The 13,899-nt window shown below is 68.8% G+C and carries 11 protein-coding genes and 1 tRNA gene; 6 read left to right on the forward strand and 6 right to left on the reverse strand.

Annotated features, from left to right (window positions below; translation table 11 throughout):
- Window positions 1-15 precede the first annotated feature (15 nt).
- Window positions 16-1,521 (forward strand): potassium/proton antiporter, encoded by a 1,506-nt coding sequence (locus AB0J53_RS27215; RefSeq protein WP_219500167.1) that lies wholly within the window; start codon window positions 16-18, stop codon window positions 1,519-1,521.
- A gap of 69 nt (window positions 1,522-1,590) precedes the next feature.
- On the forward strand, window positions 1,591-1,881 hold the full coding sequence (locus AB0J53_RS27220; protein WP_364177252.1) for an FmdB family zinc ribbon protein: 291 nt from the start codon (window positions 1,591-1,593) through the stop codon (window positions 1,879-1,881).
- Window positions 1,882-1,885: 4 nt separating this feature from the next.
- Here AB0J53_RS27220 and AB0J53_RS27225 read toward each other — a convergent pair whose 3' ends face one another.
- The gene (locus tag AB0J53_RS27225; protein ID WP_364177255.1) at window positions 1,886-3,853 is read right to left on the reverse strand and encodes an MFS transporter; all 1,968 of its coding nucleotides are present in this window, start codon (window positions 3,851-3,853) and stop codon (window positions 1,886-1,888) included.
- A gap of 319 nt (window positions 3,854-4,172) precedes the next feature.
- On the opposite strand from AB0J53_RS27225, the gene AB0J53_RS27230 reads away from it, so the two are divergent.
- The 3 genes from AB0J53_RS27230 to mscL are packed head-to-tail and all read left to right on the forward strand — an operon-like array spanning window position 4,173 to window position 5,754.
- Entirely contained in the window at window positions 4,173-4,769 is a 597-nt protein-coding gene (locus AB0J53_RS27230; protein WP_364177307.1) for an S-methyl-5'-thioadenosine phosphorylase, read from the forward strand.
- Entirely contained in the window at window positions 4,766-5,329 is a 564-nt protein-coding gene (locus AB0J53_RS27235; protein ID WP_364177258.1) for an SAF domain-containing protein, read from the forward strand. The genes AB0J53_RS27230 and AB0J53_RS27235 overlap by 4 nt, the downstream gene beginning before the upstream one ends.
- Before the next feature lie 23 nt (window positions 5,330-5,352).
- Entirely contained in the window at window positions 5,353-5,754 is a 402-nt protein-coding gene (gene mscL, locus AB0J53_RS27240) for a large conductance mechanosensitive channel protein MscL (RefSeq protein ID WP_219500158.1), read from the forward strand.
- Here the strand turns inward: mscL and AB0J53_RS27245 are convergent.
- A complete protein-coding gene (locus AB0J53_RS27245; RefSeq protein ID WP_364177262.1) occupies window positions 5,751-6,866 on the reverse strand; it encodes a D-alanyl-D-alanine carboxypeptidase family protein in 1,116 nt (371 codons plus the stop codon). The two genes, mscL and AB0J53_RS27245, sit on opposite strands and share 4 nt — an antisense overlap.
- Window positions 6,867-7,269: 403 nt before the next feature.
- On the reverse strand, window positions 7,270-7,725 hold the full coding sequence (locus AB0J53_RS27250; RefSeq protein WP_364177265.1) for a hypothetical protein: 456 nt from the start codon (window positions 7,723-7,725) through the stop codon (window positions 7,270-7,272).
- 207 nt (window positions 7,726-7,932) lie between these two features.
- Between AB0J53_RS27250 and AB0J53_RS27255 the strand changes: the two genes are divergently transcribed.
- A tRNA-Arg gene (locus AB0J53_RS27255) sits at window positions 7,933-8,005 on the forward strand.
- Between the two features lie 1,261 nt (window positions 8,006-9,266).
- Here AB0J53_RS27255 and AB0J53_RS27260 read toward each other — a convergent pair.
- The 3 genes from AB0J53_RS27260 to AB0J53_RS27270 are packed head-to-tail and all read right to left on the reverse strand — an operon-like array spanning window position 9,267 to window position 13,109.
- Window positions 9,267-11,261, reverse strand: a complete 1,995-nt coding sequence (locus AB0J53_RS27260; protein WP_364177267.1) for a hypothetical protein — start codon at window positions 11,259-11,261, stop codon at window positions 9,267-9,269.
- Window positions 11,258-12,400, reverse strand: a complete 1,143-nt coding sequence (locus tag AB0J53_RS27265) for a 5'-methylthioadenosine/S-adenosylhomocysteine nucleosidase (protein WP_364177270.1) — start codon at window positions 12,398-12,400, stop codon at window positions 11,258-11,260. The genes AB0J53_RS27260 and AB0J53_RS27265 overlap by 4 nt, the downstream gene beginning before the upstream one ends.
- Before the next feature lie 13 nt (window positions 12,401-12,413).
- On the reverse strand, window positions 12,414-13,109 hold the full coding sequence (locus tag AB0J53_RS27270; protein WP_364177273.1) for an NUDIX hydrolase: 696 nt from the start codon (window positions 13,107-13,109) through the stop codon (window positions 12,414-12,416).
- Between the last annotated feature and the right edge of the window lie 790 nt (window positions 13,110-13,899).

Raw genomic sequence — 13,899 nt, forward strand, 5'->3', positions numbered from 1 at the left:
CATAGAGGGGACTGGATGACGCTTGATGTCTGGCTCCTTCTCGGCGCTGCCATCGTCATCGCCGCAGTCGTGTCCGTACGGGTCGCCCACCGCAGCGGCCTGCCCAGCCTGCTCCTCTTCCTCGGCTTCGGCCTGCTGCTGGGCGACGCGGGGTTCGGCATCCCGTTCAGCGACCCGGAGGTCGCCCAGCGCATCGGCCTGATCGCGCTCGCGGTGATCCTGGCCGAGGGCGGCCTGACCACCAACTGGAACCACGTACGCCGCGCGGTGCCGATGGCGCTCATCCTGGCCACGATCGGCGTCGCGGTCAGCATCGTCGTCGTCGCGGCGGCCGTGCAGGCGCTGCTCGGCGTCGGCCTGACCACCGCGCTGATCCTCGGCGCGGTGCTCGCACCCACCGACGCCGCCGCCGTGTTCTCCGTGCTGCGCAGGCTGCCGCTGCCCTCGAAGCTGTCCGGCACCCTGGAGGCCGAGTCCGGCTTCAACGACGCCCCCACCGTGATCGCCGTCGTGCTGCTGAGCAGCGCCGCCCAGCCGACCCCCAGCATGGGCTCGTTCCTGCTGGAGACGACGCTGGAGCTGCTCATCGGCGGCGGCGTCGGCCTCGCCGTCGGCCCCGCCGGCGCCTACGCGCTGCGCCGCATCGCCCTGCCGGTGTCCGGCCTCTACCCGATCGCCGTCCTGGCGCTCTCCCTCGCCTCCTACGGCGGCGCGGTCATGCTGCACGGCTCGGGATTCCTCGCGGTGTACGTGACCGCGCTCATCCTCGGCAACTCGCGGCTCCCCCACCGGGCGGCGACCAGGGGCTTCGCGGAGGCGGCGGCCTGGCTGGCGCAGATCGGGCTGTTCGTCATGCTCGGCATGCTGGCCAGCCCCAAGGAGATGCCGTCGGCGATCGTACCCGGCCTCATCGCCGGCACCGTGCTCGCGCTGGTGGCCAGGCCGCTGTCGGTGATGGTCAGCGCGGCCGTCGCCCGCGTGGGCCGGCTGGCCACGATCACCTGGCGCGAGCAGGCGTTCCTGTCGTGGGCCGGGCTGCGCGGCGCGATCCCCATCGTGCTCGCGACGATCCCGTGGGCGGCCGACGTCCCCGGCTCCAAGGACATCTTCAACCAGGTGTTCGTGATCGTCATCGTGTTCACGCTGCTCCAGGGGCCGACGCTGCCGTTCGCGGCCCGGCTGCTCAAGGTGGCCGCCCCCGGCGAGGCGCACGACCTGGAGGTGGAGTCGGCGCCGCTGGAGGAGCTCAACGCCGACCTGCTCCAGATCAAGGTCCCGCCCGGCTCCAAGCTGCACGGCGTGGAGATCTTCGAGCTGCGGCTCCCGGCCGGCGCCCAGGTGACGCTCATCGTCCGCGAGGGCAGGTCGTTCGTGCCGGCCGCCAACACCCGCGTCCGCGTCGACGACCAGATCCTGCTCGTCACCACCGCCGCCTGCCGCGACCAGGCCGAGACCCGCATGCGCGCCGTCAGCCGCCGCGGCAAGCTGGCCGGATGGTACGGGGAGCGGGGAGTGGAATAGTCGTTTGACCGTATCGGTTACCATTAGCAGTCGCATCGCTCGAGTGCCAAACCCCTGAAGGAGGAGCGCGTGCCGACCTACCAGTACGCCTGCAACGACTGCGGTGAGCAGCTCGAAGTCGTTCAGAAGTTCACCGACGATGCGCTGACCGTGTGCCCGGCGTGCCAGGGCAACCTGCGCAAGGTGTTCTCCGCCGTGGGCATCGTGTTCAAGGGCTCCGGCTTCTACAAGACCGACAACCGCTCGTCATCGACGTCCGCTCCGGCCACGGCTTCCTCGAAGCCCGCGGAGTCCAAGTCGGCCGAGTCGTCGTCGAAGCCCGCCGAGTCGAAGCCCACTCCGGCCGCCGCGTCCAACTGACGAGCTAGCGGGGCCTGTCGCCCGCGGCGCCCAGCAGCTCCGGGGCGATCCGGTCGAGGAGCTCCTCCAGTTGCGGGTGCGGCCCCCAGTCGGCCACCAGCCGGCCCAGGGCCTCGCGCGAGCTGCGCAGCAGCCGCAGCGCCGCCGCCTGCCCGCGCTCGGTGAGCCGCAGCCACTCCTCGTCCGCCGACCGCTCCACGTAGCCGTCGGCGACGAGCCGGTCCACGTACGGTCTGCCGCGCGCCCTGCTGACCTGGGCGCGCTCGGCCAGGTCGACGGCCTTGACCCAGCCCTCGCCGCCCAGCCTGGCGATGATCCACACGCCTTCGGGCCGCATGCCCTCCAGCCCGGCCAGGTCGCCCATCCGCGCGTAGTAGCCCTTGCGCAGGTCGGCGTCCGCCAGCCGGACGAGGCCCCGCTCGACCTCGGCCAGCGACGACCGCTCTGCCGACGTGGCGCCGAGCCCCTCGCCGATGTCGGAGGCCCGGGTGGTCTGCCTGAGCCGGTGCTCCGGGATGAACCAGGTCAGCACGAACGCCACCAGCATGATCGGCGCCGCCACCCGGAACACGGCGGCGATCGCGTCGGCGTAGACGTGCAGGAAGTCGGCGGCAAGGTCGGACGGCAGCCGCTGGATCGCGGTCGGGTCGCGCTGGATCTGCGCCGGGTCGAAGCCGGGCGGCAGCGTGGTCGTGCGCAGCACCTGGGCCACGTCGGTGCTCAGCGTGGCCGCGAAGACCGAGCCCAGCGTCGCCACCCCGAACGAGCCGCCGATCGAACGGAAGAAGGTCGCCCCGGAGGTGGCCACGCCGAGATCCTTGAAGTCGACGGCGTTCTGCACGACGATCACCAGGACCTGCATGGTCATGCCCAGCCCGATGCCGAGGATCAGCAGGTAGGCGGCCATGACGGCGGTGCCGCTGTGCTCGGTGAGCGTGGACAGCAGGAACATGCCGGCGCTGGCGATCGCGGTGCCGGCGATCGGGAAATATCGGTATTTGCCGGTCTTCGAGATGACGAATCCGCTCACGATGGAGAGCGTCAGCGTCCCCGCCATCATCGGCAGCAGGAACACCCCCGACAGCGTCGGCGTCACCCCGTGCACGATCTGCAGGTAGAGCGGCAGGTACGTGAGCGCGCCGAACATCCCGAACCCGACCACGAACCCGACCACCGACGACATCGCGAACGCCCTGTTGCGGAACAGCCCGAGCGGCAGCACCGGCTCCCTGGCCCGCCGCTCCGCCCGGATCCAGCCGGCCACCAGCACGACCGCCGCGACCGCCAGGCCGATGATCACCGGCTCGGTCCACGCGTAGGTGTTGCCGCCCCACGTCGTGATCAGCACCAGGCAGGTGGTCGCCCCGCCGAGCAGCGCCACGCCCGCGTAGTCGATCGTGTGGCGGGTGCGGCTCGCGTCGCCGGGCAGCGCCGCCACGATCACCAGCAACGCGACCGCGCCGAGCGGCAGGTTGACGTAGAACACCCAGTGCCACGACAGATGGTCGACGAACAGCCCGCCGAGCAGCGGCCCCACGATGCTCGACACCGCGAACACCGCCCCGAAGAACCCCTGGTACTTCCCCCGGTCGCGGGCCGACACCACGTCACCGACGATGGCCTGGGCCAGCACCATCAGCCCGCCGCCGCCGAGCCCCTGGATCGCCCGGAACGCGATGAGCTGCCCCATGCTCTGGCTCAGCCCACACAGCGCCGACCCCGCCAGGAAGATCACGATCGCGGCCAGGAACAGCCTCTTGCGCCCGTACTGGTCGCCCAGCTTGCCCCACAGCGGCGTCGACACGGTGGCGGCCAGCATGTAGCCCGTCACCACCCACGCCAGGTGCTCCAGCCCGCCGAGGTCGCTCACGATCGTCGGCAGCGCCGTGGACACGATCGTCTGATCGAGCGCTGCCAGCAGCATGCCGAGCATGAGCGCGACGATGATGAGCCCCAGGCCACGTTGCCGCATGCCTGCGATCATACTCATCGTGAGGATTCGAACACGTTCCGCTGCCGGTTATCCACAGAACGGGGTTCGGGGTCTCGGCGGCCACCCGGCGCGCCGCTAATGTCGGCGCCATGGTCACTCGCGCAGACATCGGCGTCATCGGCGGTTCCGGCTTCTACTCCCTGCTCGACGACGCGGAGGAGGTCGAGGTCACGACCCCCTACGGCCCGCCCAGCGACACCGTCACCGTGGGCCGCATCGGCTCGCGCCCGGTCGCGTTCATCCCCGGCACGGCCGCGACCACCGCTTCCCTCCCCACCGCATCCCCTACCGGGCCAACCTGTGGGCGCTGCACTCGCTCGGCGTGCGCCAGGTGCTCGCCCCCAGCGCCGTCGGCTCGCTCCGGGCCGAGCTGGGCCCCGGCGCGATCGTCGTGCCCGACCAGCTGGTCGACCGCACCTCCGGCCGCGTCCAGACCTATTACGACACCGGCGGCGCCGTGCACGTCTCCTTCGCCGACCCCTACTGCCCCGCCGGCCGCGCGGTCGCCGTCGCCGCGGCGCGGGCCGGCGAGTGGGAGGCGCTCGACGGCGGCACCCTGGTCGTCATCGAGGGCCCGCGCTTCTCCACCCGGGCCGAGTCGCAGTGGTTCCAGCGCAACGGCTGGGCCATCGTCGGCATGACCGGCTTCCCCGAGGCCGTCCTGGCCCGCGAGCTGGCCCTGTGTTACACGTCCCTGTCCCTGGTGACCGACCACGACGCCGGCGTGGAGGCGGGCCAGGGCGTCACGCACGACGAGGTCCTGGAGTTCTTCGCGCGCAACGTCACCCGCATGCGCTCGCTGGTCGCCGACGCCGTCCGGTCCCTGCCCGAGGAGCGCTCCTGCCCCTGCGGCGCGGCCCTCGACGGCATCAAGCTCCCCTTCGAGCTGCCGTGATCCGCCTGTGGCTGCGGCGCTGCGAGCGCCGCCGCCGCCTCGTCGCGGCCGCCCTGGCCGCGGCGGGCGTCCTGGCCGCCTTCGTCGCCCTGCGGCCCGCTCCGGGCCCCACGGTGCTGGTCGCCGCCCGCGACCTCGCCCCCGGCGTGCTGCGCCCCGGCGACCTGCGCGCCGTCCCGCTCCCCCACCCGCCCGACGGCGCCCTGCGCTCGGGCGCGGTGGGCCGGGTCCTGGCCGGCGCGATGCGCCGCGGCGAGCCGCTGACGGACGTCCGCCTGCTCCACTCCCTCCGCCTGCCTCCCGGCGCCGTCGCCACGCCCGTACGCATCTCCGACCCCGACGTCGTGCGCCTGATCTCCCCCGGCTCCACGATCGGCGTGCTGGCCGCCCGCGACGGCGCCCCCGCCGCGCTCGTCGCCGACGACGTGACGGTCCTCACCATCCCCGACGCCCCCAGCGACCACGGCGCCCTGGTCGTCCTGGCCACCACGCGGTCCCAGGCCGCCGACCTGGCCGGCGCCCAGGCAGGAGGGCACCTGTCGATCACCATCGCGGAGTGATCGATCCATTACTCTCTGTTGGCATGAGTGGATTCAAGAAGTTCCTGATGCGCGGGAACGTCATCGACCTCGCCATCGCCGTGGTCATCGGCGCGGCCTTCAACGCCGTCGTCCAGTCGTTCGTGGCCGACCTGCTGACGCCGCTGATCTCGGCGTTCGGCGGCCTGCCCGACTTCTCGTCCCTGAAGATCACCATCGGCCAGTCCAACTTCATGTACGGCAACTTCATCAACGCCCTGGTGTCGTTCCTGGTGATGGCCACCGTGATCTACTTCCTGATCGTCAAGCCCTACACCCACTTCAAGGACCGCGCCGAGGCCCGCGAGGAGATCACCCACCGGGCCTGCCCCGAATGCCTCTCGGAGATCCCCAAGGCCGCCACCCGCTGCGCCCACTGCACCGCCGAGCTCACCCCGGCGCCCTAGGGCAGGGTGTCCATCTTCGGGTCGTACTCCCAGTGCCACGGCTCGAACGGGCTGCTGTAGGCCCAGTCCGGGTGGAACCACCCGTACCGCTTGCCGTTCTTCTCCAGCCAGTTGAACTCCGGGGACCGGAACCGCTCCACACCCCCGCAGAGGTCTACAGCCAGCCCGAGCCCGTGATTGCTGCGCCCCGGCACCGCCGCGAACCCCGGCCGCCGGTAATAGACCGACTGCTGCTCGGCCAGGCTCCGATAGGCGTCGGTCACGCACATCTGCTTGCCGAACTGCCGCTTGAACGCCTCGTTCAGGCTGACGAACGCGATCGTCGCGTCGGCCCGCAGGCTGAACCCCTTCTGCTGGAGCGGGCAGAGCATGCTCTTGGGGATCAGCCCGTTCGGATACTCCCCCGCCGTCGCCGCCCGCAGCGGGTTGCACCCCAGCGCCGCCCGGCCCACCTTGTCGATCTTGATGCCCATCTTCACCAGGGCCGCGGTGAGCGACTTGACCACCTTGTCCGAGCGCTTCCTGAGCAGATCCACCTCGGCGGCCATCTGCGCCTCGGCCAGCAGGTTCCCCGCGCGCAGCTCCTGCGCCTCGGCGGCCAGCCTCTCCGTCTGCTGGATCAGCGCGGTGCTCCGGTCGACCGCCTGCTGCCGCACCATGACGATGTGGTTGATGCTGGCCATGGTCCGCAGGGTGTCGGCATCGGCGTCCCCCGCCAGGAACGGCACGACCGTGTCACTGGCCAGCGGCTGGATGTAGAGCAGCTCGGCCATCTGCGACACCGGCTGCCGGATCTGGGCCAGGTGCCGCTCGGCCTTCGCGAGGGCCTGCAGCTTGCCCTCCAGCTCCTTCTCGGCCGCCTCGAACTCGGTACGCCGCTTGATCAGCGCCTTGTTGGCTTCCTCGAGCTCCTGCGCCGCCCGCTCGGCTTCCTTGCGCAGCTCGGTGAGGTTGGCGGGGTCGGAACGGGTCCCCAGGGCCTGGGCCCCTAGGGTCTGGGTCCCTAGGGCCTGGCGGGTGTCCTGGGCCTGCCGGGCTTCGGCAGGAGCGCCCAGCAGGGAAGTCATCGCCACGACGACCGCGATCAGACCTGCTGATCGAGGGGCTGGCACGTTCGACTCCTCCGTTTGCAAACTCGTTACCCGCGTCCGGCACGCACGTTACTACAGCCCCCCGAGTGCCCGGACCGAACTCCGAAGAGCCGTTATGAGGCAAACGACGCTTTTGTACTGCTCCTGGCTTGGGAGGTGGGGGTTGGGGTGTGGCTTCGGGGATGCCGTGGGGGCTCGTGGGGGTGCCGTCGATCATCCGATACGTCGCACGGCGGCCCTCTATCGTCAGCCTGACCCGGGGCTCCGCTGCCATGCCGACCCGTTCACTGCTCCAAGACGATGGAGCACCGATACCGCCTTGCACCGGCTTCAAGGGGTCGGCCTCAGTCGTGACGCCCCCATGTCACCTGAAGCGCCACCACGTCACCCTGTGCGCTCCCATACGCCCTGATCCCTGATCCCGTCACAACCCCGACGCCAAATCGCCCGTGAGGCTCACCGCCGGCTGCCGCTCATGCTCCCTGCAGAGCTCCCACAGCCACGTGTCCACCCACTCCCCCGGACAATCGGACTGCGAATCGGACGTTGCTGCCGGAGCCCGGTCCGAAGGCTCCGGCGCCACCTCCTGGACGGGCGGCGCCGGAGTGTCCCTCGTAACCCCCACCGTCTGCACCGCCGGCTCCCCGGGTACGTCCACCACCTCCACCCCAGCCTCCGTCTCCACCTCTGTGACAGGCGCTGGCATCGCCGCCACGTACTGCCGCGCCGGATGCGCAGGCGGAGGCACCAGCACCGGAGCGAACACCTTGAACTCCCGCTCCCGGCCCCTCTTGCCCTCGTGCTGGTACTGAGACATCTCCCCCGCCAGCAACCCGCCGGCGAAGATCGCAGGCGCCAGCAACGCCGCGAACAACACCACGGGCCGCCTACGCGCCTGCCTACGTCGCCTACTGTCCACGCGCCGACCGTAACCGCGGGCGACACCACGGCCGCTGACCGGTTGCCATGTGTTTACCGCCCGCCTGCGCACCCATGGCACGGCACACCCTGGGCGCAGGGCCTCGGCGAAGTTGGTGGGGGCTGAGGGCACACGCAGTGGCAGACTTTCGCTAGGCTTACTTCGTCCGCCTCCGTAGCTCAGGGGATAGAGCACCGCTCTCCTAAAGCGGGTGCCGCAGGTTCGAATCCTGCCGGGGGCACTCATCTCCACCAGGCAATTTAGCCTCCGACCTGCGGTTTCTCAGCCGCAGGTCGTTTGCTTGCCAGCCTCCCGTAGGTCGCCGAAGGCATCCCTGTGCAGCCAGAGGACTTCGGCCAGGGGACATACAGGGGATGATCTTGACGGCCCCGGTGCGGCCACAAGGAGACCCCACGACTGATAGAACACGCCAGCCACGGAGCCATAACGCTCCCGTAGCGGGCTCTCTGTGGCGTCACCACATGCGAGATCTCAGATCACCGCCAACATCGTCATGACCTTTCGATCATTCCGAATACACGAAGGCAACTCTGGGTGCATCGTGTCTGTCAAGGACAACGATCGGAGGCAATGCAGTGGCGGGCGCTTGGTTTGCACTAGGAGGAGCCCTAGGTGGTGTCCTCATCAGCGGCGTAATCGCTCTGATCACGGCCGCCCTCAATCATCGTTGGCAAGCCGAAACTTCCGAGCGAAACTTCGACTGGGAACACTCAAGGCAGGTCCGCCAGGAGCGGCGCGAGACATACGCGCAGTACTGGTCAGCCTGGAATGCGCTGATGCGCGTCCTAGAAGGCGATCGCGACAACGTCCGATCAGCCGATCTGGCCACTGCCGAAGGTCTCTGGAGGCAAGCCCTAGACGCCATGTTCCTCATCTGCGGCAAAAAGGTACTAGAAGCAGGCATAGAGCACATCCGACTCACCGAAGCGCGTATTGCAGCACGCAGCACGAAAGCCGTTGACGGTGCCGGCAAGTCGCGCGCACTCAACCGAGCCATGCGAGAGGACATCCTTCACAGGGCACGTAGCTCGGAATCCGGCTGAGTTGCAACACAGCCGCCTTCTTGTCAACGACAGGGCGGTGTCCGAACGTTCGAGCGGCAGCCTCACCACGTGGTGGGTATGGCCGGACGCATCTCCCCGAGGGAACCGGGACCGACTGAGCGCCGTTGAGGCATGAAGGTAATTGGTCCACTGCGCACGGCGGCTCGCCCGTACGCCTCGTTTACGTCGCCGGCCCCGTCCTACGGGTGTGGACTGCGGGTGTGGACTGCGAGGGCACCGCCGAGCACCCCCTGCTCTAGCATCCGCATACCGGTCAGGTCTACGCGCCTTGGAGGAAGCGGTGGCTCCGGTCCAGCCCGAGTGGCGTAAGGCGCTGCCGCCCAGGCTGGACCCGTTCAAACCGCTGGTCGATCATGTGCTACAGGTGGATCCTTATCCGTTTTCCAAGCAGCGGCATTGGCTATCAGCCACGGTGCGTCAGGCGAACATAGCGTTCACGGCCCGGCTCACCTCCGCTTGGGGAACCTTTTCGCGTTGACGTTCGAAGGCGATCCACTCCTTGCCTTCCGCGGCGACCCCCTCCAGAACGTGCAGGGCGTTACCGAGACCGGCCGTGCCGAGAGTCAGCTGTGAGGCGTTCTGCGGATCCCTGTCCTCGGTCTCGGTGACATCCGTAGGCGGATCCGTCACCTTGACCTTGATCGGGTCGCCGTTGGTCAGGGTCAGCTCGAAGACGTTCTCTCCGTTGTCGGTCTCGGCCACCTGGACGGAGGTGAACGCGTCGTAGCGGTAATTGATGCGCGCCCGGCTGCGGGCGGTGGCCTCACGAAAGTCGAGGTGCTGGGTCAATTGCCGCACGCCGTCCTTGGTGAGCAGGAAGAGCAGGATCTTGTATTTCGAATATCGCCATGGCCCGTTTTCGATGCGTGCCCGGTCGTAGAAGGGCGTGGCGGGCGCCTCGATGAACGCGTGAGCTAGGACGTCCTGCCGTTTCAATCGGTAGAGACCCATCGCCTGCTCCATCAGCACCTTGCGGTCGCACTCGAGCCATCGGGCCATTTCGAGGTCGTCCGGTCTGTCGTCGAGTTTGCGCTTCCACCGGTCAAAAGCCGCCCGGCGGCCGGCCAGCAGCCGCTCCTTCTCTCTCTTGTCGGCCGAGTGGCGCCTGTACTCCGCGGCGATGCGCAGCCAGAGGCGGGCCGTCGACCAGACCGAGGCCAGAGCGACGATCGCGGCCAGCGACACGAACAGCGGTACGACATGCGCTGCGCTCCAGACCAGGAAGCCGCCTGCCACGATCGCCGCGATCGAGGTGAGCACGCATCTCATTCTCAGGAGCACGGAGACGCGCAACCTTTTGCGGTAGTCCCACAGTTTCCCCTCCTCCCAGCGCCGCGCGACGTCGGCGACCAGATATCTGGTGAGCCAGGCGACACGCTTGGCGTTGACCGTGCTCTCCCGGTAGAGAGTGACCACCTCGTCGCGCAGGGCACGCCGGATCCCCACCGTCTCCGACAGCCAGAGAACCGGGTCCGCGTCGCCTGGGGTGTACCGCGCGAAATAGTGGCTGAACTGTCGGTCGATTTTGCTCGCGAAGCCGTCGCCGCGCGTGGTGGCGGTCGGCTTGTGCTGATACTCGCGATCTTTCGCCTGACGTCGCTCCTTCATCCACCTCCACTCCACACCGCTGCGCACGCTCACGTAGCAGCTGGCCGTGAGAGTCAGTAGGGCAAACAGCGCCACCGTCTCGTTGTGCTGCCAGGCCGTGGCGCCGAGGAAGCCGACGGTCACCAGGGCCAGCGCGGTAGTCGCCATGGCTCCCGTCCAGGCGCCGGGTCCGACGAGGACGGGGTCCGCCGGCCGTACCCGTGCGCCGATGGGCTCAGGTTGGAAGAACTTCCACGCCCGGCCCAGCCGGTTCAGCGCGTAGCGGTCGTGTTTGGCCGCCTCAAAGGCGCTCGCCCAGAGGGCGTCCTCGGCGGAGCTGTCCAGGAACATCTCCATGTGCTGGAGGAGGTCGTTACGCTGCTCGTCGGTCAGCTTCTGGAACTCCTGCTCCAGGCCGACGACCCGGCTCTCCTGCGGCCGGGACGTCAGGAGATGGTCGACCAGCTTGATCGCGTCGGCCCAGGCGTCGTCGTCCTTGACGGTACCGCGTACGCATCGCAACATGTCGATCTCGTTCGGCGGCAGCTGCTGCAGGGTCCGTCCGCTGAGCAGAGCCAGCAGCAGGTAGAAGCAGGAGCGGCCGTTGACGTAGTTGCGCACGACAACGGCCTCGCGGAGGTTCTCGCGCGCCTCCGGAGCCATTCCCGCGCGAAGGCAGTTCAGCCCCGCCTGGAAGATCTCCTCGGCCGAACGGGCAGCCGCGACCTGGTAGACGTTGACCGGCCCGTGGATGGCCTCCGCCTGGACGGCGACGTTCGCCGAGTCTTGGGCAACGTTGGTGGTACCAGAGGAGGAATCGTTCACAGGACGCTCCGGATGGCCGCGATCACGGCCGACACGTGCGCGGCCAGCTCCGCCACATCCGCCAGGAGCCCGCGGAGTCTTTTGAGCGCGATCATCGCCCTGCTTCTGCCCGTTTCGGTGCTCTCCGCCAGCGACTCGGCGGCGACGACGATCTCCTCCTCCGCCGCGGTGAAGGTGTCCTCATCCACCTCCTGGGCCTTGCGCGCCCTGGCAAGCTGGTCACGCAGCTCGGCGAGCCGGGTGATCGGGTCAACCGCCTGGCTCTGAGGAGGATGTCCGACAGTGACGTTGCCGTGGATGCGCCCCGACTGCACGCCCACCCGGGCGTTGTCTCGGGCGACGTTCTTCACGCTGTCGGACATGTTGCTCGCCTCTCTCGCCTTGCTCGGGGGACGGTTGTCGTGCTCCACGGCCAGTTCCTGGGCGAGGGCCACGGCGAAGGCGGCGGCGTTGGCCACCGCCTTCGGCTGCCAGTTCAGACCGTCGGTCTCGATCTTGGTGCCGTCCGCGCGGTCGCTGATGCCGCGCACCACGGCCATGGGCAGCGATCTGTTGTGGTGGGCGGCCTGCGCCACGCCGGCGGCCTCCATCTCGATAGCGAGCGCGTCGTTGTAGGTGTGGCGCACCCATTGAGCGTGAGCGGAGATCGCGGAGTCCTGGACCACCTCACCGGCCGCGATCGGGCCGAAACGCACTTCGGGGACAGGCGTTCCCGCAGGCAGGTGACGGGCCCAGGCCCCGGTGCGGTAGAGGTGGCGGGCGATCTGGTCGGTCTCGTGATCAATCTCCCAGGCCCTCGGACGAGCTTTTAGACCATCGTCCTCGCTGGTGCCGCCGTGGTAGGCGTAGACGTGCGTGGCCACCACCACGTCGCCCAGGCCGACACCGGGCCACAGCGCCCCGGCAACCCCCACAAACAACAGCGCCGACGGCGAGAACTCGGCGATCGCCCGTTCGGTGATCACCGCGGACGGATGGTTGCCCTTGCCGACCAGGCCCAGAGCTACCCGGCGCCCGTCGCCGGCGAGGCGGCCGACCTCGAAGCGGGTACCGGCGGTGTGACGGTGCACGCGCGGGTCGCTCAGGTGCCTGCGGACGGCCTGATACTCCAGATCCAGCGCGGTGAGGATCACGATCATGACCACCGACCTCCTAAGGCCGAGTCATCGGGGGGTTGAGGATATGGACCGGGCCCGCTCTGAAGAGCCGGGCGGGCCGTCCGTTCGGGGTCTTGCGCATCGGGCCGTCGGCGACGATGAAGCCGCGGGCGCCCTGTACCTTGCGGTAGAAGTTCCGGGGATCGAGGCGGACACCCCAGACCGCCTCGTACACCTGCTGGAGCTCCGAGATGGTGAAGGACTCGGCGCAGAAAGCAGTGGCCAGGGCGGTGTGCTCCAGCTTGACACGCGCGCGCTCGACTCCGTCGATGACGATGCGGCGATGGTCGAACGCCAGCTGCGCGCCTGAGGCCAGGGCGTCGTCCACCGGGGTCCAGGAGGCGTCGGCGGCATCGGTGCCAGCGACCGGTTCCGGAAGCCTGGGTGCGATGGCCAGGTAGGCGACGGACACGACGCGACCGCGCGGGTCGCGGCCCGGCTCGCCGTACACGGCCAACGGCTCCAGGTGCACGTCAGACAGGCCCGCCTCTTCCAGCAGTTCTCGCCGCGCCGCCGCCCCGAGGTCCTCGTGCTCGTCGCGCAGGAAGCCACCCGGTAGGGCGAGGGCTCCAAGGAACGGGTCGATGCCACGTTTCACAAGCAGGACGTGCAAGCGCGCATCACGCAAGGTCAGGATCACCAGATCGACCGCGAGCAGGATGCGCGGCGGCTGCCATGGGTCGTTGGGCATGAGCACACCATAAGTTTTTGTCAGATCGACAGGAACCCTTTCCAGGCATGGACAGTAATGTCTAGCGCTGAGGTGTAGTGTCGGCATTCGCCATGAGCTCCAGGCACCGCAGCGTCCCCGCACGCACGGGCGGTTGCGGCCAAACGCATTGTCGATATATCCGGCTCCCCACCCGTACGAGTACTCCGACGCACCGGATCGAGTAGCGACCCACGGCGAAACCGGTCGACCGGATCGGGGAGGCGTCCAGGGACACCCGCACCAACGAGACCAGGTCAGCTCCCACCGCGAGCAGCCGCTCCCCGTATACCGTCCCCGTCAACAGGCATCGGAGTCGGCACGGCAACGCCGGATTGGCGATCGACACAGCCGGCCAGTCACCAGAAATGCGATGGAACAAGGGCTGTACCGGATCGCGAACACGAGATGCAGGTCAGCCAGCCGCTTGTCCGCCCAGCGCCCCACGACGCATGAGCTCGACAGCTCCGATGCCTCCAAGCATCAGCACGACCCGTGGTTCAAGTGGTCGCGGCCGGACCGATACGTGTGGATGTATCACCGACATGGCAACCGAGCGGTCCATCCGCGCCGTCGGCCACCTGCACCGGCTGCGTTCACCGCAGCTCGTTACGGACCGTCTGGATGAAGTCCCACCATTCGCCAACCCGCCCGCTCGTGTAGCCGTGGCGCTTCAGGATCAGCTGTAGCGTCGTCTTCAACGGATGAGGTGACTGCATGATCGCCTCGTTCCGAAGCGCCAGGCGAGTCAGCTGCCCCTCTGTAGGCGGCT

The sequence above is a fragment of the Nonomuraea sp. NPDC049725 genome (genome assembly GCF_040674795.1).
Classification (GTDB): domain Bacteria; phylum Actinomycetota; class Actinomycetes; order Streptosporangiales; family Streptosporangiaceae; genus Nonomuraea; species Nonomuraea ceibae.